This window comes from Bradyrhizobium sp. 159, from assembly GCF_023073795.1.
Taxonomy (GTDB): Bacteria; Pseudomonadota; Alphaproteobacteria; order Rhizobiales; family Xanthobacteraceae; genus Bradyrhizobium.
This window is the reverse complement of the sequence record NZ_JADPKE010000114.1, coordinates 98,534-120,515: the sequence shown is the minus strand read 5'-3', so window position 1 is coordinate 120,515 and position 21,982 is coordinate 98,534. Positions and strand designations below refer to the sequence as shown.

At 64.1% G+C, this 21,982-nt stretch carries 20 protein-coding genes; 17 read left to right on the top strand and 3 right to left on the bottom strand.

Translation table 11 applies throughout. The features are described from left to right. Positions 1 to 2 precede the first annotated feature (2 nt). From IVA96_RS33745 to IVA96_RS33700, 10 genes are all read left to right on the top strand, one after another. Positions 3 to 992: an NAD-dependent epimerase gene (locus IVA96_RS33745; protein ID WP_247422002.1), complete on the top strand. Its 990-nt coding sequence runs from the start codon at positions 3 to 5 to the stop codon at positions 990 to 992. 7 nt (positions 993 to 999) lie between these two features. Continuing rightward, a complete protein-coding gene (locus IVA96_RS33740; RefSeq protein ID WP_247422001.1) occupies positions 1,000 to 2,412 on the top strand; it encodes a mannose-1-phosphate guanylyltransferase/mannose-6-phosphate isomerase in 1,413 nt (470 codons plus the stop codon). 183 nt (positions 2,413 to 2,595) lie between these two features. Next, on the top strand, positions 2,596 to 3,600 hold the full coding sequence (locus IVA96_RS33735) for a Gfo/Idh/MocA family oxidoreductase (RefSeq protein ID WP_247422000.1): 1,005 nt from the start codon (positions 2,596 to 2,598) through the stop codon (positions 3,598 to 3,600). Between the two features lie 50 nt (positions 3,601 to 3,650). After that, the gene (locus IVA96_RS33730) at positions 3,651 to 4,802 is read left to right on the top strand and encodes a DegT/DnrJ/EryC1/StrS family aminotransferase (protein ID WP_247421999.1); all 1,152 of its coding nucleotides are present in this window, start codon (positions 3,651 to 3,653) and stop codon (positions 4,800 to 4,802) included. A gap of 186 nt (positions 4,803 to 4,988) precedes the next feature. Further along, complete coding sequence (gene murJ, locus IVA96_RS33725) at positions 4,989 to 6,515, top strand: murein biosynthesis integral membrane protein MurJ (protein WP_247421997.1); 1,527 nt, start codon at positions 4,989 to 4,991, stop codon at positions 6,513 to 6,515. Between the two features lie 83 nt (positions 6,516 to 6,598). Beyond that, complete coding sequence (locus IVA96_RS33720; RefSeq protein WP_247421995.1) at positions 6,599 to 6,988, top strand: VOC family protein; 390 nt, start codon at positions 6,599 to 6,601, stop codon at positions 6,986 to 6,988. A gap of 352 nt (positions 6,989 to 7,340) precedes the next feature. Then, positions 7,341 to 7,748, top strand: a complete 408-nt coding sequence (locus IVA96_RS33715) for a DUF1127 domain-containing protein (RefSeq protein WP_247421992.1) — start codon at positions 7,341 to 7,343, stop codon at positions 7,746 to 7,748. 283 nt (positions 7,749 to 8,031) lie between these two features. Then, positions 8,032 to 10,341, top strand: a complete 2,310-nt coding sequence (locus IVA96_RS33710) for a xanthine dehydrogenase family protein molybdopterin-binding subunit (protein ID WP_247421989.1) — start codon at positions 8,032 to 8,034, stop codon at positions 10,339 to 10,341. 86 nt (positions 10,342 to 10,427) lie between these two features. Further along, entirely contained in the window at positions 10,428 to 10,874 is a 447-nt protein-coding gene (locus tag IVA96_RS33705; protein ID WP_247421985.1) for a cytochrome c, read from the top strand. A gap of 252 nt (positions 10,875 to 11,126) precedes the next feature. Beyond that, complete coding sequence (locus IVA96_RS33700; RefSeq protein ID WP_247421982.1) at positions 11,127 to 12,410, top strand: cystathionine gamma-synthase family protein; 1,284 nt, start codon at positions 11,127 to 11,129, stop codon at positions 12,408 to 12,410. A 72-nt stretch (positions 12,411 to 12,482) separates the two neighbouring features. Here the strand turns inward: IVA96_RS33700 and IVA96_RS33695 are convergent, their stop codons facing one another. Further along, positions 12,483 to 12,899, bottom strand: coding sequence for a CHRD domain-containing protein (locus IVA96_RS33695; RefSeq protein WP_247278726.1), 417 nt, complete (start codon positions 12,897 to 12,899; stop codon positions 12,483 to 12,485). A gap of 154 nt (positions 12,900 to 13,053) precedes the next feature. On the opposite strand from IVA96_RS33695, the gene IVA96_RS33690 reads away from it, so the two are divergent. Further along, positions 13,054 to 13,980, top strand: coding sequence for a cytochrome c (locus IVA96_RS33690; RefSeq protein WP_247421980.1), 927 nt, complete (start codon positions 13,054 to 13,056; stop codon positions 13,978 to 13,980). Between the two features lie 147 nt (positions 13,981 to 14,127). Here IVA96_RS33690 and IVA96_RS33685 read toward each other — a convergent pair whose 3' ends face one another. Next, a complete protein-coding gene (locus IVA96_RS33685) occupies positions 14,128 to 14,373 on the bottom strand; it encodes an Lrp/AsnC family transcriptional regulator (RefSeq protein WP_061878884.1) in 246 nt (81 codons plus the stop codon). Between the two features lie 442 nt (positions 14,374 to 14,815). On the opposite strand from IVA96_RS33685, the gene thiD reads away from it, so the two are divergent. From thiD to IVA96_RS33665, 4 genes are all read left to right on the top strand, one after another. Then, positions 14,816 to 15,616, top strand: a complete 801-nt coding sequence (gene thiD / locus IVA96_RS33680) for a bifunctional hydroxymethylpyrimidine kinase/phosphomethylpyrimidine kinase (RefSeq protein WP_247278724.1) — start codon at positions 14,816 to 14,818, stop codon at positions 15,614 to 15,616. Between the two features lie 214 nt (positions 15,617 to 15,830). After that, positions 15,831 to 16,643: a UDP-2,3-diacylglucosamine diphosphatase gene (locus IVA96_RS33675; RefSeq protein ID WP_247278723.1), complete on the top strand. Its 813-nt coding sequence runs from the start codon at positions 15,831 to 15,833 to the stop codon at positions 16,641 to 16,643. Continuing rightward, the gene (locus tag IVA96_RS33670) at positions 16,643 to 17,686 is read left to right on the top strand and encodes a glycosyltransferase family 1 protein (protein WP_247421978.1); all 1,044 of its coding nucleotides are present in this window, start codon (positions 16,643 to 16,645) and stop codon (positions 17,684 to 17,686) included. Before IVA96_RS33675 ends, IVA96_RS33670 begins: the two co-directional genes overlap by 1 nt. A 63-nt stretch (positions 17,687 to 17,749) precedes the next feature. Continuing rightward, positions 17,750 to 18,733: a threonine/serine dehydratase gene (locus IVA96_RS33665; protein WP_091892002.1), complete on the top strand. Its 984-nt coding sequence runs from the start codon at positions 17,750 to 17,752 to the stop codon at positions 18,731 to 18,733. A gap of 267 nt (positions 18,734 to 19,000) precedes the next feature. Here the strand turns inward: IVA96_RS33665 and IVA96_RS33660 are convergent, their stop codons facing one another. Further along, entirely contained in the window at positions 19,001 to 20,755 is a 1,755-nt protein-coding gene (locus IVA96_RS33660; protein ID WP_247421976.1) for a caspase family protein, read from the bottom strand. 165 nt (positions 20,756 to 20,920) lie between these two features. On the opposite strand from IVA96_RS33660, the gene IVA96_RS33655 reads away from it, so the two are divergent. Further along, positions 20,921 to 21,364 carry an RbsD/FucU domain-containing protein gene (locus tag IVA96_RS33655; RefSeq protein WP_247421974.1) on the top strand — a complete coding sequence of 148 codons (444 nt, stop codon included), beginning with the start codon at positions 20,921 to 20,923 and terminating at the stop codon, positions 21,362 to 21,364. A 47-nt stretch (positions 21,365 to 21,411) separates the two neighbouring features. Next, complete coding sequence (locus IVA96_RS33650) at positions 21,412 to 21,807, top strand: hypothetical protein (RefSeq protein ID WP_247421971.1); 396 nt, start codon at positions 21,412 to 21,414, stop codon at positions 21,805 to 21,807. The last annotated feature ends 175 nt before the right edge of the window (positions 21,808 to 21,982 follow it).

Sequence of the window (21,982 nt, the reverse complement as noted above, 5' to 3'; positions counted from 1 at the left end):
GAATGACGGATCAGGCGATTTTGGTCACGGGCGCTGCCGGCTTCATCGGCTTTCACGTTGCCCGCCAGCTCTTGGCCGAAGGCCGGTCCGTCGTCGGGCTCGACAACCTCAACAGCTATTACGATCCGGCGCTGAAGCGAGCGCGCCTTGCACTGCTCAAGAAGGAGCCCGGTTTCTCCTTCGTCGAGGCCGACCTCGCCGATCGTGACACGATCGCGGCGCTGTTTGCGCGACATCAATTTGCCAAGGTGGTGCATCTCGCGGCCCAGGCCGGCGTGCGCTACTCGATCGAGCAGCCGCATGCCTACGCCGATTCCAATCTGCAGGGCTTTCTCAACGTGCTCGAAGGCTGCCGCAACAATGGCTGTCGTCACCTCGTCTACGCATCGTCATCCTCCGTTTATGGCGCCAACACAAAAATGCCATTCGCCGTGCAGGACCGCACTGACCACCCCGTGAGCTTCTACGCCGCGACCAAGAAGGCCAACGAAGTGATGGCGCAGTCCTACAGCCATCTCTACCGGCTGCCGGTCACCGGCCTGCGCTTCTTTACCATCTACGGGCCGTGGGGACGGCCCGACATGGCCATGTTTCTCTTTGTAGATGCCATTATGGCGGGCAGGCCGATCCGGCTTTTTAACCATGGCAGGATGCGCCGCGACTTCACCTATATTGATGATGTGACGCGTGTAGTATCCAGGCTGATCGATCTCGTGCCTGCGGACGATCCGGCTGCCGCAAATGCGCCGTCAAAGCTCTACAATGTCGGCAATCACCATCCGGAGGAACTGATGCACGTCGTCGGTCTTCTGGAGCGGGAGCTGGGCCGGACGGCGATCAAAGAATTGCTGCCGATGCAGCCGGGAGATGTGCTGGAAACGTTCGCGGATGTCGAGGATCTGATGCGCGACAGCGGCTTTGCGCCGTCAACGCCGATCGAGCATGGGGTCCGTAACTTTGTCACCTGGTATCGGGACTATTTCAAGGTTTGAGATGACGATGGACAAACGCATAATCCCCCTGATCATGTGCGGCGGTGCCGGCACGCGGCTGTGGCCGGCTTCGCGCGAGGTGCGGCCCAAGCAATTCCTGCCGCTGTTCGGCGCCCGCTCGACCTTCCAGGACACGCTGCTGCGGGTCTCGGATCCTTCGCTGTTCGACCGGCCGATCGTCATGACCAATGCGGCCTATCGCTTCATGGTGCTGGAGCAGCTCACCGAGATCGGGATCGAGGCCGACGTGATCCTCGAGCCGATGCGGCGCGATTCCGGGCCTGCGATCGCTGCGGGTGCGGTGTTCGCGCAGAAACGCGCTAACGAGGCAATCGTGCTCGCTCTCGCCGCCGACCACGTGGTGCGGGACAATGCCGCCTTCGTCGCCGCCTGCCGCGAAGGCCTTGCGGCAGCGAATGCCGGGCGCATCGTCACGTTCGGCGTCAAGCCGGAGCGGCCGGCGACCGAATACGGCTATATCAACCCGGGCGAGGTGATATCGGGCGAGGTGCATGCGGTCGCGCGCTTCGTCGAGAAGCCGGATGCGGTGAAGGCATCGGACTACGTCAATTCCGGCTATCTCTGGAACAGCGGCAACTTCATGTTCCCGGCCGGCGTGCTGCTCGACGAATATCGCATGGTCGATGCGGCGAGCATCGAGGCGGTTACGAGCGCCGTCACCAATGCCGGCCGCGATCTCGGCTTCGTGACGCTGGAGCCCGAGGCCTTCGGCGCGGCGAAGGCGATCTCTATCGACTATGCGGTGATGGAAAAGACCTCGCGTGCAGCAGTCGTGCCGGTGTCCTGCGGCTGGTCCGATGTCGGCTCCTGGCTCGCGGTGTGGGAATTGTCGGAGAAGGACGCGCAAGGCAACGCCGCGCACGGCACCGCGGTGTTCGAAGATTCCCGCAACTGCAACGTCACGACGGATTCCGCGCTGGTCGCGCTCGAAGGCGTCGACGATCTCGTGGTGGTCGCGACTGCGGACGCGGTGCTGGTCTCGCGCCAGAAGGACGCCAACGGCTTGAAGCGTCTGGTGGCCAAGCTGAAGGCGGTCGCGCCGAAGGTCACCGAGGAGCATCTCAAGGTGCACCGGCCCTGGGGCAGCTACCAGTCGGTCGACAACGGCGCGCGCCACCAGGTCAAGCGCATCGTGGTGAAGCCGGGCGGCCGCCTGTCGCTGCAGAAGCATCACCATCGTGCCGAGCACTGGATCGTGGTGCGGGGCACGGCACAGGTGACGGTCAACGATACCGTGAAAGCGGTGCACGAGAACGAGTCGATCTACATTCCGATGGGCGCCGTTCACCGGATGGAGAACCCCGGTAAAATCATGCTGGAACTGATCGAGGTCCAGACTGGAAGCTATCTCGGGGAAGACGACATCATCCGGATTGAAGACGACTATCAAAGGTCGTAACCAGCAAGCTCCGAATCACGCGGCCAGGTCGAAAGAGCGGCATCTGCTCCGGCTCAAGACCCGGGGAACGTGTAATTGTTTGAATCAAATCGTGTCCGGCTGGCTAGCGCGGCGTTCGCCACAAATGTGGCGCCCGTGCTAGAAGCGGCGCCGGGGGTTTGGGTTGAATCGGGGTTCTATCAGATGAGTTCCAAAGGGTCTGCACCGGCAAAGGCCGGCCTGCGTGTCGGCGTCATTGGCGCAGGCGTGATGGGCAGCAACCACGCGCGCGTGCTTAGCGGCCTCCCCGGCGTCAGCCTGGTCGGCATCGTCGATCCTTCACCAGTGCACCGGACGCGCACCACCGAGCTTGCGAGCTGCCCGGGCTTCGAGACGCTCGACCAGCTCCTCGCCGAAGGCGCCGATGCCGTCACCATCGCGGCGCCGACCCATCTGCATCACGAGATCGCGCTCGCCTGCATCGCCAAGAACATCCACGTGCTTGTCGAGAAGCCGATCGCATCGACGGTCGAAGAGGGCCGTGAGATCGTCGCCGCCGCGCAAAAGGCCGGCGTCACGCTGATGATCGGTCATGTCGAGCGCTTCAATCCGGCGGTTGCCGCGGTCAAGCAGGCGATCGCGGGTGAGGACATCCTGTCGATCGCGATTACCCGCGTCGGCCCGTTCCCGCCGCGCATGTCCAATGTCGGCGTCGTCATCGACCTTGCCGTGCACGATATCGATTTGATTCGCTGGTTCACCGAGTCCGACATCGTTGAGGTGCAGCCGCAGCTGTCGAGCGCGGTCGCTGAGCGCGAGGACATTGCGCTGTTGCAATTCCGCACCGAGAGCGGCGTGCTCGCGCACATCAACACCAACTGGCTGACGCCGTTCAAGGCGCGCAGCGTCACGGTTGCGACGCGCGGCAAATACGTGATGGGCGATCTGTTGACGCGCCAGGTCACCGAATGCTTCGGCTTCAAGCCTGACGGCAGCTATTCGATGCGGCATCTGCCGGTCGGCCATGACGAGCCGCTCCGCGCCGAGTTGATCGCGTTCTTGAAGGCAGTGGCTAACGGCGAGACGCCGGCGGTGACCGGCGACGAAGGCGTCGCCAGCCTCGAGATCGCGACGCGGTGCCTGGAGACGCCATCGCGGCCCGCGGCCACGGCGCCTGCCCGCAAGGCCCCGCGCCGCGTCGCCGGCTAATTCTTTATCCATGTCGACCTCTCAACTTCGCGAGAAACCAGCAAAGCGCCATGAACCAGCATCTGCGTTCCGATCCCATTCCCTTCATCGATGTCGGCGCGCAGCGCCGCCGGCTCGGCGCCTCGCTCGATGCCGCCGTGAAGCGGGTTCTCGACCATTGCCAGTTCGTCAACGGCCCTGAGGTCTTCGAGCTCGAGAAGCAGCTTGCGGCTTATTGCGGCGCCAAGCACGTGATCGGCTGCGCCAGCGGGACCGACGCGATCCTGATGGTGATGATGGCGAAGAATGTCGGGCCCGGCGATGCCGTGCTGTGTCCGTCCTTCACCTTCATCGCGACAGCGTCGCCGGTGGCGCGGACCGGCGCGACGCCGGTTTATGTCGACGTGGACGAGGCGACCTTCAACATGAGCCCGGAATCGCTGAAGCGCGGCATCGTGACCGCCCGCAAGGCGGGGCTGAAGCCCGTCGCGGTCATTCCGGTCGATCTGTTCGGCCAGCCTGCCGATCACGATTCCATCGCCGAAATCGCCAGGGCCGAAGGGCTGTTCGTGCTTGACGACGCCGCGCAAGCGTTCGGCGCGAGCTACAAAGGCCGCAAGCTCGGCACGCTCGCGCTCGCCACCGCGACCAGCTTCTTTCCGGCCAAACCGCTCGGCTGTTTCGGCGACGGCGGCGCGATCTTCACCGATGACGACGAGCTTGCCGCGACGCTGCGCAGCATCCGCGTGCACGGGCAGGGCGTCGACAAATACGACAACGTCCGCCTCGGCCTGACCGGCCGGCTCGACACCATGCAAGCCGCGATCCTGATCGAGAAGCTGAAGATTTTCGACGACGAGATCGCCGCCCGCAACAGGGTCGCGGAACGTTACGCGCGTGGCCTGTCCAATGTCGTCACCGTGCCGCGCCTGGCGCCGGGCAGCACATCGGTCTGGGCGCAGTACACCGTCCGCCTGCCTGAAGGCACCGACCGCGACGGTTTTGCCGCCGCGCTGAAGGCCCAGGGCGTGCCGACCGCGATCTATTACGGCAAGTCGATGCATCAGCAGACCGCCTACAGGCACTATCCGGTTGCAGAAGGCGGCCTGCCCGGCTGCGAGAGCCTGTCGCAGGACGTCATCAGCCTGCCGATGCACGCTTATTTGACTGAAGCGGACCAGGAGCGGGTCATCGCCGCCGTGCGCGGTGCGCTGGCGGGCTGAGCTTTTCACCTCTCCCGCTTGCGGGAGAGGTCGCGCCGAAGGCGCGGGTGAGGGTTCTCTCCTCTGGGGGAGTCTTCGTCGTCGATCCACCCTCTCCCCAACCCTCCCCCGCAAGCGGGGGAGGGAGCACACCTTCGCTGCGGTTTGCACCTAGACCTGATCTCGCCATGCTCTAAAACAGTCCGCATGCTCGGACGCATCTTCACGGTTGGCGGTTACACGCTGCTCTCGCGGGTGACGGGATTTGCCCGCGACATCATGCTCGCGGCGATTCTGGGCGCCGGCCCCGTGGCCGACGCCTTCTTCGTGGCGCTGCGGCTGCCCAATCATTTCCGCGCGATCTTCGCCGAGGGCGCCTTCAATGCGGCCTGGGTGCCGGCTTATGCCCATGTTCACGGCGAATGCGGGGAGGGGGCAGCGCGACTGTTTGCCGACCGCATTTTCACGCTGCTGCTGGCTTCGCAAATCGTGCTGCTGATCGTCGCCTGGCTGTTCATGCCGCAAGCCATGAGCATACTTGCACCGGGCTTTTCCGACGATGCCGAGCAGCGCAAGCTCGCGATCGAGCTGACCCGGGTCACGTTTCCCTATCTCCTGCTGATCACGCTGGTGACGCTCTATGGCGGCATGCTCAACGTGATGCAGCGCTTTGCCAGCGCCGCAGCGGCGTCGATCTTTCTCAACATCTCGATGATGATGACGTTGGCGGTCGCCGCCTGGTTTCCGACCGCAGGGCACGCGGCGGCGTGGGGCGTGCTGATCTCTGGCTTCCTGCAATATGTCCTGCTCGCCGGCGATCTGGCTCGCCACGGCGGCCTGCCGCGCTTCGCACCGCTCAGGCTCGATGAGGACGTCCGTGGCTTCTTCAAAGCGCTGGGACCAGCGACTCTGGGCTCGATGGGCACACAAGTCGCGCTGTTCGCCGATACCATTATCGCGACGTTCCTGCCCGCAGGCGCGCTGTCGGCGCTCTATTACGCCGACCGCCTCAACCAGCTGCCGATCGGTGTGATCGGCATCGCCATCGGCACGGTGCTGTTGCCAGAGATGTCGCGGCGGATCACGGCCAACGACCACGACGGTGCGATGAAGGCGCAACGCCGTGCGTTCGACTTCACGCTGCTGTTCTCAGTGCCGTTCGTCGCAGCCTTCATCACTGTGCCTGACGCGATCATGCGCGCGCTGTTCGCCCGCGGGGCGTTCTCGAAGGCCGATGCGGCCACCGCAGGTGCAACGCTCGCCGCCTACGCGATCGGCCTGATCCCCTTCGTGCTGATCCGCAGCGCGGTCGCGACCTTCTATGCGCGCAAGGATACGGCAACGCCGGTCCGGGCCTCCCTGACCGGGATTGCGGTCAATGTCGCCCTGAAGGTTGCCCTGATGGGATCGCTCGCCCAGATTGGTCTTGCGCTCGCAACAGCCGTCGGTGTCTGGACCAATTTGCTGCTGGTGCTGTTCTTCGCCGTGCGGCGAGGCTTTCTCGTGCTGGACCGCGCCTGGCTATTGTCGGTCATCAAATTCCTGCTAATCGGGATCATCCTTGCCGCCGCCTTCTGGCTGATTGCGCGCTTCAGCGGCTCTTGGCTGGGCGCGATGCACTTCCGGGACGAGGCGATGCTGCTCCTGCTCGCGGTCGGCGGCACCATCGTCTACGCGCTCGCGATCCTGGTCCTGTTCGGCCGCAGCTGGCTGGTCTCGCTGGTGCGCGGTTAGGGCCCTGTTCTCAACTGAGGATTGAACCAGCTATAGTGGCTCCGACCAGTTGTTCGTAGGTGGAAACAAATTGGTAGCTCTGCATGCGACTACATCTGAGCCTTACCGCGGTGGTCGTACGAGACTATAACGAGGCGATTGCATTCTTTGTCGACAAGCTCGGATTTGAGCTTCGGGAAGACACGCGTCTCGACGAAGAGAAGCGCTGGGTCGTCGTCGCGCCGCCTGGCAGCACCGAGAGCGGCATTCTGCTGGCAAAGGCCGCGAACCCGGCCCAGGCACAGGCCATCGGCAACCAGAGCGGCGGCCGCGTCTTGCTGTTCCTGGCGACCGACGATTTTGATCGCGATTACGCAGCATTTCGAGTGCGAGGCGTGAAGTTTCTCGAAGAGCCGCGCCGTGAGCCTTATGGAATGGTCGCGGTGTTTGAGGACCTTTACGGCAATCGTTGGGACCTTATCGAGCGGACATAGGGCGTCGGTGATGCCGCAGGCCCGGCGCTGCCTGGGGCGATTCTGCCGTCATGGGCGACCGGTGCTTTTCGCGGCCTGCGGCCGACGTGCATGGCTAGAGCTGTGCTCGCCCTCAGGCTGCAATCAACTTCCGCACATCTCTTGATTTTGCACGATTGTCGTGCTATTGGGACCTCATGATCAAATCGTCGCGCAAAGTCACCTTCAACCACATGACCCGCTTCGGCCGGGCCGTGGAAGGAGTCGTGCGCTAGGAATCGACCACGACGTATTTCCACCAGGCCCCGCCGGCATCGGACGGGGCCTTTTTGTTTGGCCACGCTCCCTGCCGGCTCAACAGCAGGAGCATCCGATGCCACCCCAACTGACGAACATTCCATGCGGGACTGAGCGCGATGGCGCGGCGCTCCGCCTCGACTTGCCTATCGTGTTAGCGAAGGAGGCAATGGACGAGGCTTTGGCGGCAGCGCACTTCAACGCGTCCATTGCAGCGCCGGACGACGCTTTGTCGGGTCAGTATGCTGCTGGACCGACGACCGCATCGACGCGAATCGTCCCGGGCTTGCTCAAGCGATATTGGCGTGCGTTTCAGGAGCGTCGCTGGCGCCAGGGCTCGCGAGTCAAATTGCAGAACCTGAGTGATAGGGAGCTGATGGATATCGGCTTGACGCGTGGCGAGATCGACTACATCACACCTCAACGAGCTATCGATAGGCTGAGAGATAGCACGACGCATCTATGGAGCCGTGGTGTGATGTGACTGACCGGCGTCAGAAGCAGACATGCGATTTGCGAGCAAGCGGCGGTCAGCACGGCTGCTTGTTCATAGGAGTGCGCCGCGGGGTTGGTTCGGCAACTATCATGCCAATAACCGGACCGATCTTCGCAGGAAAATGACCGGGCTGCGACCTTTGCGCCCATCCCGCTCTGACAGGTGAGGGCGGCGAACGAGTTTGGCGGACCCTGCATGCCCAAACCCGTTTGCCTTGCCGGTTTTTCCACGGCAATATGCCGGCAAAACAACCATGAGAACGGGAAAGAAAATGGCGGCTCCCATCAAGTTCGGCGTTGGCCAAAGCGTGCTGCGCAAAGAGGATGACGCACTCATCCGCGGCAAGGGCCGCTACACCGACGATTACGCGCCGCAGGCCGCGCTCCGCTGCTTGATGCTGCGCTCGCCGCACGCGCATGCCAAATACACGATCGACGTGAGCCGCGCCCGCGGCTTGCCGGGCGTCGCGCTGATCCTGACCGCAGATGACGTTGCGGATCTCGGCAATCTGCCCTGCCTATTCAACCTCGAGACGGATCCCTTCACCGGCCCGCCTTACCCGATCCTGGCCAAGGATGAGGTGCGCCATGTCGGCGATGCCGTCGCCTTCGTCGTCGCCGAGACCATCGACCAGGCCCGCGACGCGATCGAGGCGATCGAGGTCAAATGGAGCCCGCTGCCGGCGGTGACCGGTGTCGTGAACGCCGTGAAGCCCGGGGCCCCGCAGGTTTGGCCGGACAAGCCCGGCAACGTGCTGTTCGACGTCTCGATCGGCGACAAGAAAGCGACCGAAGCCGCCTTCGCCAAGGCGCATGCAGTCGCCGAAATCTCCATCGTCAATCCGCGCGTGGTCGCGAGCTTCATGGAGACGCGCGCGGCCGTGTGCGAATACGACGCCAAGCGCGACCATCTGACGCTCACCGTCGGCAGCCAGGGCAGCCATCGCCTGCGCGACATCCTCTGCCAGAACGTGCTCAATATCCCCACCGACAAGATGCGGGTGATCTGCCCCGACGTCGGCGGCGGCTTCGGCACAAAACTGTTTCCCTATCGGGAATACGCCTTGATGGCAGTCGCCGCGCGACAGCTGAAGAAGGCGGTGAAGTGGGCGGCCGACCGCACCGAGCATTTCATGGGCGACGCGCAGGGCCGCGACAACGTCACCACCGCGAAGATGGCGCTAGCCGAGGACGGCAAGTTCCTCGCGATGGATTGCGACCTGATGGGCGACATGGGCGCGTATCTGTCGACCTTCGGGCCCTACATCCCGCATGGCGGGGCCGGCATGCTGCCTGGCCTCTACGACATCCAGGCCTTCCACTGCCGGGTGCGCACCATCTTCACCCACAGTGTACCGGTCGATGCCTATCGCGGCGCCGGGCGGCCGGAGGCGGCCTATGTCATCGAACGTCTCGTCGACGCCTGCGCGCGAAAGCTTGACATGACGCCGGACGCCATCCGCCGCAAGAATTTCATCCCGCCGAAAGCGCTGCCCTACAAGACCGCGACCGGCAAGATCTACGATTCCGGCGACTTCGCCGCGCATCTCAAGCGCGCGATGGAGATCGCGGAATGGAAGGAGTTCGGAAAGCGCGCCAAGGCGGCCAAGAAGCAAGGGCTGATCCGCGGCATCGGGCTTGCCAGCTATGTCGAGATCTGTGGCGTGATGGGCGAGGAGACCGCCAATGTCCGTCTCGATCCCAATGGCGACGTCACCGTCCTGATCGGCACGCAATCGAGCGGGCAGGGCCATCAGACGGCCTATGCGCAGATCGTCGCCGAACAGTTCGGCCTGCCGCCGGAGCGTGTGCACATCCGCCAGGGCGACACCGACGAGATCGTGACAGGTCTCGGCACCGGCGGTTCAGCCTCGATACCCACCGGCGGCGTTTGCGTGGAGCGTGCTGCTGGCGAGCTGGGCAAGAAGCTGAAGGAGTTCGCAGCGCAGGCGCTGGAAGCGAGCGCGGGCGATCTCGAAATTACCGACGGCGTGATCCGGATCGCCGGCACCGACCGCTCGATCTCCTTCGCCGACCTCGCCAAGCGGCCCGGCGCCGATCCGTCGAAGCTGAACGGCAGCGCGACCTTCGCCAGCGCGGACGGCACCTATCCCAACGGCACGCATCTGGCGGAGGTCGAGATCGATCCGGCCACCGGCATCATCAGAATCGTCAACTATGTGATCGTCGATGATTTCGGCAAGACACTCAATCCGCTGCTCTTGGCGGGGCAGGTGCATGGCGGCGCCATGCAGGGCATCGGCCAGGCCTTGATGGAGCAGGTGGTCTATGGCGCGGGCGACGGCCAGCTCATCACCGCGACCTTCATGGACTACGCGGTGCCGCGCGCGGCGGACGGGCCGGCCTTCGTGTTCGAGACCAACAACGTCCCCTGCAAGACCAACCCGCTGGGCGTCAAGGGGGCCGGCGAGGCCGGCGCGATCGGCTCCTGTCCGGCCGTCGTCAACGCCATCGTCGATGCGCTCTGGCGCGAATACAAGATCGACCATATCGACATGCCGGCAACGGCCGAGCGGGTGTGGATCGCGATCAACGAGCACCACCGGCGCCATAGCCTGTGATTCACGCGATGGAATGAACCCTGCCGACCGGTGTTGGCCTCAGGAGGGTCGGCACGATCCTGCATCATGGAAAAAGGACTTTGCGAATGAAGCGAGCGTTGGTTGTCGGGGGCGCGTTCCTGTTCGGTATGGGCGCGGTTTGGGCGCAGCAGGACTCTGCCAAGGAAGTTCAAACCCTCATGAAGGGCAACGGCAAGAACGCCGGCGCGATTTCGGCGATGGTCAAGGGCGAGAAGCCCTATGATCAGGCTACGGTGAACAGCGCGCTGGCGCAGTTCGAGGATACCGCCAAGAAGCTGCCGCACCTGTTTCCGGCCAGCGCCAAGGGTGTGAAGCTCGACGGCGACTACAGCATCTCGCCGAAGGTCTGGGAGGACAAGGCCGGCTTCGACGCGAGGGTCGCGAGCTTTGCCAAGCTCGTCGGCGAGGCCAAGGCCAAGATCAAGGATCTCGACTCGCTTAAGGCGACGATGCCTGCAATCGGCAAGGAATGCGGCGGCTGCCACGAGACCTACCGCGTGAAGAACGGCTGACGCCAACATCATCCGGGGTACGGGAAATCGAGAAAGGCGGTTGCCAAGCAGCCGCCTTTTTGCGTTGGCGCACGGCCCAGGGGGAAATCGGTCCGCAAGGCCTGACGGATCGCCGTGAGAGCGGTTATCTTTGCTCCAGCCGCGGCGGCATTGATGTGAGCTGTTGCATGCTGGCGCATCTCGCGCCTGACTGCCTCATGACATCAGGGTTCCAACGCCCGGCGAGGAACTGAAGCAACAGCGAGACAGGCCATGGCAAAACCGTTCCCGTCGAAGACGCACATCGGCAACCATATGCTGCATCCGGAAACCTTGATGCTGACCTATGGCTATGATCCGCAACTATCGGAAGGCGCCATCAAGCCGCCGGTGTTCCTGACCTCGACCTTCGTCTTCAAGACGGCCGATGACGGCCAGGACTTCTTCGATTTCGTCGCCGGCCGGCGCGAGCCGCCGGAAGGGATGGGTGCGGGCCTGGTCTATTCGCGCTTCAATCACCCCAACAGCGAGATCGTCGAGGACCGGCTCTCGATCTACGAACGCACCGAGAGCTGCGCCCTGTTCTCATCCGGCATGGCGGCCATTGCGACGACGATCCTTGCCTTCGTCCGCCCAGGCGATGTCATTCTGCACTCCCAGCCGCTCTATGGCGGGACGGAAACCCTGCTGACGAACACGCTTGCGCGTCTGTCGATCGGCGCCGTCGGCTTCGCCGATGGCGTTGACGAAGCTGCGGTCCGCCAGGCCTCGGAGGAGGCCATGCGCAAGGGCCGGGTGTCGATGATTCTGATCGAAACTCCCGCCAACCCGACCAACGGGCTGGTCGACATTGCGATGATGCGCCGTGTCGCCGAGACGATCGGGAAGAGCCAGGGGCACACACCGATCATCGCCTGCGACAATACGCTGCTCGGACCGGTGTTTCAGCGGCCGATCGAGCATGGCGCGGACATTTCCTTGTACTCGCTCACGAAATATGTCGGCGGTCATTCCGACCTGATCGCCGGCGCCGCGCTCGGCTCCAAAACAATCATGAAGGGCATCAAGGCGCTGCGCGGCGCTATCGGTACCCAGCTCGATCCGCATTCCTGCTGGATGATCAACCGGTCGCTGGAGACGCTGAGCCTGCGCATGGAGAAGGCCGATGCGAATGCGCGCCTCGTGGCCGACTTTTTGCGCGGTCACGCCAAGGTGGCGAAGGTCCATTATCTCGGTCACCACGAGGATACGTCGCCGGCCGGACGCGTGTTCGCACAGCAATGCTCGGGGGCCGGCTCCACGTTCTCGTTCGACATCGTCGGCGGCAAGGACGCGGCGGTCAAATTTCTCGACGCGCTCCAGATCTTCAAGCTCGCGGTGAGCCTCGGCGGAACGGAATCGCTTGCCAGCCTCCCCGCGACGATGACCCATTCCGGCGTTCCCGCCGACATCCGCCGGAAAATCGGTGTCCTCGATTCCACGATCCGGCTGTCGATCGGCATCGAACATCCGTCGGACCTGATCGCAGATCTCACGCAGGCACTGAACGCGGCTTGAGCGTGGCGAGAATCGAACAGGCCGGGCGCCCCTCCTGCGCCCGGCCCTTCCGCGACGACGCAGCGTTTGCGCTTACTTCGTCACTTGGCCGCGGATCTCGCCGCCGGGGTTCGCCGCCGTGTGGATGTTGATGTAGTACTTGCCGCCGAGCAGATCGGCGGCCTGCGCCTCGGTGAGCGTCGCTTCGCCTTTGACCGGGCTCGATGTCGCATTCGGGATCGCGACCGCAACGCCGGCGTTCTTGCCCGCTTCGGCCGGGCCATGAAAATGAGCGGCTGTGGCAGGGCCAGAGAGCCCGGAATAGGTGACAGTCCAGGACAATTTCTTGCTGGCGGCATCGTAGTCCAGATCGGCCGTTCCGGTGCCGCTGCTGGTCGTTGCCGGCACCTCGGACTTGGCATCGAGCGTTGCTTTCAGCTTTTCGGCGCTGGCCGGCCCTGCGAAAGCAGCGGCCGCGAGCACTGACACGGCGATGACGGTCTTGTTCATAACATTCTCCCTGCTGAACCCGTTTGGGCTGCTAAACTTCCAACAGCCGATGTTTCAGTTTATTCCCGTCTCCAGCCGGGGCAGGCTAAATTCTTCGTGGCTGGAGCCGCGCGCAGATCGGTCGTAGGTTCGCCGCCAGAACGAATGGACGTGCATGTTGCAACGAACAATTCTCGTGGCGCTGCTCGCTGCGCTTGCCGCAGGTGGCGTCTATTGGTGGCTCAGCGCGCCCGTAGTGGCAGCCGCGAGCACCACGCCGCCGCACGCGCCTGATCTTGCCAATGGCGAGGTGATGTTCAACGCCGGCGGCTGCGCGTCCTGCCATGCCGTTCCCAATCAGCCTGATCGTCTCAGGCTCGGTGGCGGCGTCGCGATCAAGTCGCCGTTCGGAACGTTTCACGCGCCGAACATCTCGCCCGATCCCAATGACGGCATCGGCAAATGGACCGACGCCGATTTCGTCAACGCCGTGATGCACGGGGTCTCGCCGGCCGGGCAGCACTATTTTCCGGCGTTTCCGTATACGTCCTATCGGCACGCCGGGCGTGAGGATGTGCTCGACCTCTTCGCCTATCTGAAAACGCTACCGCCTGTTGCGGGCAAGGTGCGCGACCATGATGTCAGTTTTCCCTTCAACATCCGGCGCAATGTCGGCATCTGGAAGTTCTTGTTTCTGGACGGCAAGCCGTTCGTCGCCGACGGCGCGAAGTCGCCGGCATGGAATCGCGGCGCCTATCTCGTGAACAGTTTGGGCCATTGCGCCGAATGCCACAGCCCGCGCAACGCGCTTGGCGGCATCATCGCGAGCGAGCGGTTTGCCGGCGGCCCCAATCCGGAAGGCGAGGGCTGGGTCCCCAACATCACCCAGAAGCGCCTTGGCGAGTGGAGCGCGAAGGACATCGCCTATTTCCTCAAGACTGGCGAACTGCCCGATGGCGACAGCGTCGGCGGCGCGATGACGCGTGTGATCAAGAACACCTCGCAACTGCCGGACGCGGATCTCGCGGCCATGGCGGACTACGTCAAATCGCTGCCGCCGGTGGACGGCCCGACGCCGCCCAAGCGCAAGCAGGGCAGCTAGTGCGTGATGAAGGTTAGCTCGATCGTGAGACTGTAACCCCTCACCCGGATCGCATCTATCGATGCGATCCGACCTCTCCCTTCGAGAGAGGTGAACCGTTGGCTCGTACGATATAAACCAAACTTATCCCGCATCGATGACGCACCGTTAGCCGGTGCCGAACGCCTTGAAGGTGATGATGGTGAGGGTGTCCTGGATGCCTGGCAGCACTTGCACCTTCTCGTTGACGAAATGGCCGATGTCGGTGTCCTTGTCGACGTAGAACTTCACCAGGAGGTCGTATTGACCGGCCGTGGAGTAGATCTCAGAGGCGATCTCGGCTTCGGCGAGCGCATTGGCGACCACATAGGACTGGCCGAGCTTGCATTTGATCTGGACGAAAAAGGGAACCATCGCGGTCACTCCGAAAGCACATCTAGCCGGCTAATAGGCCAAAACCGGCCGGATTTAGCAAGCGAACTTGCCTGCCGCCAGATGCGGGTCCGGCGCTCAGCAGGTGACGGCCACGGCGGCGAATGCATCCCTGAGCCGCTGCGCGAGCTCGATCTTGCGATACGGCTTGGTCAGCACGATCGCTTGCGCATGCACGCGGCCCGGATTCAAGCTGGGCGCGATCCGCAAAGGCCATGATCATGCCGCAGCCCGAGCTCGTCCTGATCTCGACATTTGCGCGCAAGGCTCCCGCCAAATGGCTTTTCGGGTCCGGGCGGGCCTTAGCTGGAGCACGGCTGTGTCGCGAATCGGCGTGGCTTGCCGCTGGTCGCGCTTGCTGGTGTTCCACGGTCGCGCTAGGACAGGCCATGGCTGTGTCCGGATCAAGCAGATGTCTCCGGCGATGACGACGCCCGTGGCGCTCACTATCGCCGGCTCCGATTCGAGCGGGGGCGCCGGCATCCAGGCGGACCTGAAGACTTTTGCCGCGCTCGGCGTCTATGGCGCCTCCGCCATCACGGCGTTGACGGCGCAGAACACGCGCGGCGTCACGGGTATTCATGCGGTGCCGGCCGAGTTCGTCACCGCGCAGATCGATGCGGTGTTTTCCGATTTCGATGTCGGCGCTGTGAAAATCGGCATGGTGGCCCAGGCCGCCAGCATTGACGCGATCGCGGCCGCGCTGTCGCGCTGGGCGCCCCGGCACGTGGTGCTCGATCCCGTGATGGTGGCAACATCCGGCGACCGGCTGCTGGCCTCCGACGCCGTCAAGGCGTTGCGCACGAGACTGATACCGCTGGCCTCGGTGATCACGCCGAACCTGCCCGAGGCCGCTGCGCTGCTCGATGCACCGGTCGCGGCCAACCAGGCCGAGATCGAAAGCCAGGGGCGCCGTCTGCTGGCGCTCGGCTGCCGCGCGGTCTTGATCAAGGGAGGACACGGCGAGGGCGCGGAGAGCGTCGACTATCTGGTTGATGCCGACAACGCCATCGCGCTAGCGGCGCCCCGCCTTGCCACCAAGAACACCCATGGTACCGGCTGCTCGCTGTCCTCGGCCGTCGCGGCGGGTCTCGCCAGAGGCGAGGCGCTCGAGCAGGCGGTCCGCAGCGCCAAGGCCTGGATCAGCGCTGCGATTGGCGCCGCCGACCGCTTCAGCGTCGGCCACGGCCACGGGCCGATCCATCATTTCCACAAGTTCTACTGACGACCGCTCGCCCAAGCGGGAGAGGGAGCGCCTGCCCTCCGGGCTTCCAGTGCCAATCTGATCTTGGACGAGGCGCTGCGCGCCATGTCGCCTGATTGTCGCATGCGACTGATATTCGCAGGGCAGGCGAGGCAAGGCGTGATTCGTATCGGAAGGTGCCTCAAGAGTTCAATCGGTCATCCCCCTGTCACGGGACATTGTTACAGGCTGGCGCATGGGAAGTTACGATGTGAGTGACGAGAGCCCGGAGCGGCGCTTTCGCACGTTGTTCATCTCCGACGTCCATCTCGGAGCCCGCGGTTCTCAAGCCGATCTTCTGCTGGACTTCCTGCGCTACCACGATGCCGACACCATCTATCTCGTCGGCGACATCGTCGACGGCTGGGCGCTGAAATCGAGCTGGCACTGGCCGCAATCCCATAACGACCTCGTCCAGAAGCTGCTGCGCAAGGCGCGCAAGGGCGCCAAGGTCATCTACATTCCCGGCAATCACGACGAGTTCCTGCGCAACTATTACGGCACGCATTTCGGCGGCATCGACGTGGTCGAGAACACCGTTCATACCGGCGTCGACGGCAAGCGCTATCTCGTCATTCACGGCGACATCTTCGACCTCGTGGTGCAGAACGCGCGCTGGCTCGCTCATCTCGGTGACAAGGCCTACGATTTCGCGATCCAGATGAACCGCCTCGTCAACTTCTTCCGCCGCTTGTTCGGCGTGCCCTATTGGTCGCTGTCGCAATGGGCCAAACAGAAGGTCAAGAACGCCGTGAACTATATCGGCGCGTTCGAACAGGCGCTCGCCGCCGAAGCGCGACGTCACGACGCGCACGGCGTGATCTGCGGCCACATCCATTACGCCGTGATCCGCGACGAGGCCGGCATTCGCTACATGAATTGCGGCGACTGGGTCGAGAGCTGCACCGCGCTGGTCGAGCACGACGACGGCCGTTTCGAGATCATCACCTGGGCGGATCATTTGCAGAAGCCGGCAACCGTCCCGCAGGTCGCGGCAAGAGCTGCCTGATGCGCATCTTGGTCGCGACCGACGCCTGGCACCCGCAAGTCAACGGTGTGGTTCGGACGCTGACCAAGCTGGCCGACGCGGCAGAGGGGCTCGGCGTCGCGTTCACGTTCCTGACGCCGCAATCGTTCCGCACCTTTGCGATGCCGAGCTATCGCGACGTGCGCCTCGCCATGCCGCGCCCGGCGCGAATTGCAAAGCTGATCGAAGAAGCACGCCCGGACAGCATCCACATCGCGACGGAGGGGCCGATCGGCCTGATGGTCCGCCGCTATTGCCGCCAGCGCAAGCTGCCGTTCACGACCAGCTTCCATACCCGCTTTCCAGAATATGTCCGTGCTCGCGTGCCGGTGCCGGGCTCGCTGATCTGGCGCGCGCTGCGCCGCTTCCATGCGCCCAGTCGCGCCGTGATGGCGGCCACGCCTGCGCTCGCGCGCGAGCTCGCCGAGCGCGGCTTCGACAACGTCGTGCTGTGGCCGCGCGGCGTCGATACCCATTTGTTCCATCCCCGCGCGATCGACCTCTGTCTGCCGGCGCCGGTGTTCCTCTCGGTCGGCCGGGTCGCGGTGGAGAAGAACCTTGAGGCCTTTCTCGACCTCGACCTGCCCGGCACCAAGGTGATCGTTGGTGACGGTCCGGCGCGGGCCTCGCTCGAAGAGGCCTATCCCGACGCGATCTTCCTCGGCGAGAAGCACGGCGAGGCGCTGGCGGAAATCTATGCTGCGGCCGACGTCTTCGTGTTCCCGAGCAAGACCGACACGTTCGGCCTGGTCCTGCTGGAAGCGCTCGCAAGCGGCTTGCCGGTGGCGGCCTTTCCGGTGAAGGGGCCCCGCGACGTGATCGGCAATGCGCCGGTCGGCGCGCTCGATCACGATCTGCGCAACGCCTGCTTCGCCGCGCTCGACATCTCCAGGCAGGACTGCGTCGCGTTCGCCGCCAATTACACCTGGGAGGCTTCGGCCCGGGCTTTCGTCGCCAGCATCGAGGGACTGGGCGCGGTGCTGCCCTGCCGGAACGGGGCGGAACAGCCGCGCTTCGTGGCCTAATCGACCAAAATCCTCGCGGGGAGGTGTCTTGCTCGCGGCTCCCAGGCCGCGATAAGGTCTGATATGACCGAACAGCTCCTCCCGGTCGGCCCCGCCGACATCGACGCCGCAGCGCGCGTGATCGCGCCTTACGCCATCCGCACCCCGCTGTTGTCTTTCCCCGTGCTCAACGAGCGCGTCGGCGCGAAGGTCTTCCTGAAGCCGGAGATGCTCCAGCGCACCGGCTCGTTCAAGTTCCGCGGTGCCTTCAACAAGGTATTCTCGATTCCGCAGGACAAGCGCGCCGGCGGCGTCGTCGCGTTCTCCTCCGGCAACCACGCCCAGGGCGTGGCGGCCGCGGCGAAGATCCTCGACATGCAGGCGACCATCGTGATGCCTGCGGATGCGCCGCTGTCCAAGCGCGAGCGCACCAAATCCTACGGCGCCGAGGTCGTGCTGTACGATCGCGACCGCGACGACCGCGAGGCGATCTCGCGCGGCATTGCCGAGAAGCGCGGTGCGACGCTGGTCAAGCCGTATGACGATCCTTTCGTGATTGCGGGGCAGGGCACCGCCGGCCGCGAGATCGCCGAGGACATGGCGGGCCTCGGCCTTGCCCCCGACATCGTGGTGGCGCCGGCTTCCGGCGGCGGCCTGATCGCGGGCGTCGCGACGGCCGTGAAGGCGCGCTATCCGCTGGCCGAAATCGTAGTCGCGGAGCCGGAGGCGTTCGACGATCACGGCATTTCGCTGACCGCGGGTCATCGCGAGCCGCATCCGCCGGCAGGCCGCACCATCTGCGATGCGCTGATGGCCCTGATGCCCGGCGAGATGACGTTTGCGATCAACAGCAAGCTGCTCGCGCGCGGTGTCACCGCGTCGGATGCCGAAGTCGGTGCTGCCGTGGCGTTTGCCTATCGCGAGCTCAAGCTCGTGGTGGAGCCGGGCGGCGCCGTGGGCCTTGCCGCTCTGCTGGCGGGACGTCTCGACGTCGCCGGCAAGAACGTCGTCATCGTGCTCTCCGGCGGTAATGTCGATGCGGATCTGTTCGCCGAGCTGGTGGCTTAGCTAGCATCATTCCGGGGCGCGCATGAGCGCGGCCTGCGCCTCATGGCACAATCTGGAATGACCAGAAAGGGGCAGAGCGTTGCCGCTCTACCCCTTTCGCATTGTGCTTGGCGGATTCAGCTCGCCCCTTGCTCGGTGCAACCTCTCCCGCTTTGCGGGGGAGGTCGGCGCGAAGCGCCGGGTGGGGGCTCTTTCCTCTCGGGGGTCCTCGACTGTGGAAGCACCCTCCCCCGCAAGCGGGGGAGGGTGCGCACTTTCTCCGCGCGATCAGTGCATGAAGCTCCGGCGATTGTTGCCGCCCATGCTCGGCGCCTGGTTCATCGACCGGCGAAAGTTGTTGCCGCTGTTGACCATGCGGGTCGGCATCGAGTTGAGCTGCGGACGATTGTTCGCTACGTTATTCTGGACCTGCACCTTGTTCGCCGCATTGGTGTTGAGCTTCACGATACCGGTGTTGCCATTGTTGATGCGGATCGGGTGGTTCTGGTTCTGAACGGGCTTCGCCTCGACGTTCGGGCCGCCCTTGCCGACATTGACCGGCATGCTCACGATCTTGCCGGGTTTGCCGTTGGCGTTGCCGCCATTCGGCATGGTGTTGGTCGGCGCAGGCAGGGTGACGATCTTGCCCGGGGTCTGCGACGAAGTGCCGTTCTGCTGGTTCGGCTGGTTGTTGCCCGCCGGCAGGTTGACGATGTGGCCGCCATTGCCGAGCTTGCCGATCAGGTTGCCATCGAGCGGCTTCTGCACGACTGGCAAATTGCCGTTTACATGCGCGCCGCCATTGTCCTGCTGCATCAGCGGCATGTATTTGGGCTGACCGAGATTGCCGATCTTAAGCGTCGGGGCGATGTTCTGCGGCGCCAGGAATTTGGTCGCCTGCATCAACGGGATCTCCTTCGGCTGCGCCTGCAGCTTCAGCGCGACATGCGCATAGGGGCTGTTGCTGAAGCTGTCATGGAAGCTCTTGTAGGCAACAGGCGAATTCGCGAGCACAGCCTTGTGCCAGGCCTGCGAGATCAGGAGATTGTTGAGCAGCCAGCGGACGTGGTCGCAAAGCGGGTCGTGCGGGTACATCTGGATGAACTCCTGATAATATTCCGGCCGGCCCTCGGACACGACGTAGTCATAGGCCTGGCGGGTCGAGCGGCTCGGCAGGTTGGAGGCCATTTGCACCACTGGCGCTTTCACCGGCGCGCGGTTGGCGGCAACGGCGGTGTCGCCGAAGAAGGTGAAATCAGAGGTCAGCGACGAGCTTTCCCATGGGATTTGCGCACCGCTGGTGGTCTGGTTCACTTGCAGGCGCACGCGCTTGAACAGCTGCTCGATCGGCACGTTGGGCTCGCGCGCGACGTTCAGGAAGGCCTGCGTGTAGGGGCTGTGGCCGTTGGTGCCGTCGAGCGCTTCGGCCCCCGGTGCGGTCGAGTAGCCGACGATCGAGCCGTTCGGCGCATCGACAATGGCAAGGCCGCGGCCGGCGTCGTTGATCTGGGGGAAGGGGTTGTTGCGGCAGGCATCCAGGATGACGATGCGCATGCGGCTCGGGATCGTCTCCAGCGTCGACATCACGTCGACCAGGCGCACCGAATTGTTGACGAGCTCGGTCGGGCTCGAGACCTTGGCGTCGACGGGAACGAGATAGTTTTCGCCGGCGAGCTGCACGCCGTGACCGGCGTAGTAGACCATCGCCACCGTGTTCGGACCGCGCGAAGCGACCTTGGCGGAAAAGTCCTGGACGACGCGCAGCATGTCGTTCTGGGTCAAGTCGGTCGCGGCGACCACTTCGAAGCCGGCCGAGTTCAAGAACTGCGCCATCGATTGCGCGTCATCGTCGGGGTTCGCAAGGTGCGGCGCGTTCTGGTAGTTCGCATTACCGATCACCAGCGCGACCCGCTGCTCCGGGCCTTGCAGCACAGTGGGAGCCGGTGCAACCGGGGCGACTTGCGCGGAAACGGGTCCGCAGGCGAAGCCGAACAGGCTTCCCAGAAGACCCGCAGTCATCAGGAAATGCTTTAGGCGGAACATGGCGTGCTCCTTTGGCACTCATCTCGATGCGAGATTGGTTGCGAAGAAGCCTGACCGCGTTCGAGTTTGACGTCCGTGATCACGATCACGATGGTAGGCTCCGTGATCTGAATCACGTTTGGAACCTGCTATGGTTAGCCATCGCTTGGGAGGACAGTCCGTCACATGCTGAAATCGATCGATCCGATCCTGACACCCGACCTGCTCCGGCTGCTCGCCTCGATGGGCCACGGCGACGATCTCGTGGTCGTCGACGCGAACCATCCCGCAACCCGCATTGCCGCGGCGACCTCGTCGCAGCGCCTGATCCAGTTGCCTGGCATGCGCATGGAGACGGCCGTCCGCGCAATCATGACGCTCTATCCGCTCGACGATTTCGATCCCGATCCGGTGCGCGTGATGATGCCGGTGGACGATTCCGATCGAGTCCCGGACGTGCAGCGCGCCGTGTTGGCGGAGATCGAACGCGCGGCCGGCGGCCCCGTTGCTCCCGGCAAACTCTCACGCACGCATTTCTATCGCGCGGCGGCGGCGGGCTTCGGCGTCGTGCAGGTGGGCGACAGCCGAGCTTATGGCTGCTTCCTGATCCGCAAGGGCGTGATCAGCTAAGGAATCATTCTGCGCAACGTCGCGCAGAACTCTGCACCCGAATTTGAATGGCCTCCGCGCAACTGACCGACTATGGTCGATTCATGTCTCGCCTTGTGTGTCTATCTGTTGCTGTCATCCTGTCGCTGCTCCCTGCCGTCGCGCCGGCTGCGTCGATTCAAAAGCGGCCCAAGCCGGTCTGGCAAGGCTACGGCTTCCTGCCGGGCTATCGACAGCCGCTCAGCAACAGCATCCCGCTCTACAAGCAGAAGGACGCAATGCGTCGTCTGTCGCGCGCAGACCGGCGCCACTGGTACATCGACCCGGTACCTCAGTATTACCGTTGGGATGGCGAGTGGCACTATTTCGGCCGCCCCGGCTTCGGCGGCGGCCGCTACAATGGCGGCAGTTTCGGGCCATGCTGGACGCGAACGCCGATTGGCCCGATCTGGAATTGCGGGTAATTGCTCGCGCGGCGCTCTCGCGCCCCGGACGCAGCGCAGCGCTCCTTCGGCGGTGCGCTGCAGAGCCGGGGCACCGCGGGCCGATGCAGGTGGGACCGCAACGGCGCATTGGCGCTCCTGTCGCTATCCAAAGGCAAGCGGCGTCCCCGTTGCCATCGGGATGTCCTTTATACAT